Here is an 889-nt window from a genome sequence, read left to right as displayed (position 1 = left end):
GGCTTCTACGACGAACGCTCTAGCGACCGATTGCCTAGCTCCGCATACCCAATCAAAGGCGCGGTAAACCAAGCGTTAGAACGGGCAAAACGAGGAGAAGTCGATTACGTATACATTGCGATGCCAATGCATGCTAAAGAGCGTATTGCTTCCATCCTGAACCAGTTCTCCGACACCACAGCGAACACTTATCTGATCCCGGATTTCTTTACTTACAACCTGCTCCATTCTCGCTGGGATCAAATTGGTCAAGTTCAAACTCTCAGCGTGTTCGATACGCCTTTTGCTGGCGTTTCATCTTGGATTAAACGCTTCGAAGACATTTTGTTCTCTAGCATTATCTTAGTGTTGATATCACCAATCCTGCTTGCTATCGCCATTGGTATTAAGTTGACGTCAAAAGGCCCTGTAATATTTAAGCAGCATCGTTATGGTTTGGATGGTCGAAAAATCGAAGTTTGGAAGTTCCGCTCGATGACGACGATGGATCAAGGCCCAAACATCAAGCAAGCCACGAAAAACGACCCTCGTATTACTCCGTTTGGTGGTTTTCTACGTCGCACCTCATTAGACGAACTGCCGCAGTTTATCAACGTATTACAAGGCACTATGTCGATCGTTGGCCCTCGTCCTCATGCCGTTGCACACAACGAAGAATATCGTCAGATTGTCGCCCGCTACATGTTGCGCCACAAAGTCAAACCAGGCATTACAGGTTGGGCTCAAATCAACGGCTATCGCGGCGAAACCGACACGCTCGATAAGATGGAAAAACGCGTCGAGTTTGATTTGGATTACATCCATCATTGGTCAGTTTGGATGGACATCAAAATCATCTTCCTTACCGTGTTCAAAGGCTTTACTGGCTCCAATGCGTACTAAGGCGGCG

General features: G+C 47.1%; 1 protein-coding gene. It reads left to right on the top strand.

The window, feature by feature from the left end:
• On the top strand, positions 1–882 hold an 882-nt coding region (locus R7E78_RS25250), incomplete at its 5' end, for an undecaprenyl-phosphate glucose phosphotransferase (RefSeq protein ID WP_318058489.1).
• Positions 883–889: the final 7 nt, after the last annotated feature.

It is taken from the genome of Vibrio sp. YT-19(2023), from assembly GCF_033337395.1.
The sequence above is the reverse complement of the archived record's forward strand: the minus strand, read 5'-3'. Positions and strand labels throughout refer to the sequence as shown.